Raw genomic sequence first — 439 nt, 5'->3', positions numbered from 1 at the left:
CAGGGGAAAAAACAAGAGGCGATCGCGATGATTATGCGTCCGCTAAACCGTCGATTCGGGACTATTGAACCAGAGGTGATGGAACGCATTCGCGCACTATCAACATCTCAGTTGGAAGATTTGAATGAGGCATTGTTTGATTTCTCGGAAGTGAGCGATTTAGTGACTTGGTTGCAGTCGCGCTAGAACAGAAGGGTCGGGGCAATTATTGAATTTACCCGACCCTTATCATTCCATTCAGGTTGGCAATCAAACGAGAATTCTACTAACAACATTTTTCAAGCAAGTTGAGTGACTGGGTTAAAGTTGAGTTAGAATCAAATAGTTGACTCACCGGACTTCTATCCCGGTCATTAAAAACGAATCGCTATGGCTTATGATAACTTGTGCAAATTTCTGGCAGAAAAATACCCAGAGCGCTTTGCTGCTTGGATACTGG

At 43.7% G+C, this 439-nt stretch carries 1 protein-coding gene; it reads left to right on the top strand.

Going from position 1 to position 439, the window contains the following annotated elements:
- A partial coding sequence (locus AC0QH1_RS01020; RefSeq protein ID WP_324628869.1) for a DUF4351 domain-containing protein occupies nucleotides 1–186 on the top strand: 186 nt, incomplete at its 5' end.
- Nucleotides 187–439: the final 253 nt, after the last annotated feature.

This window comes from Phormidium sp. CCY1219 (assembly GCF_055795085.1).
This window is presented reverse-complemented; position numbering and strand designations above follow the sequence as displayed.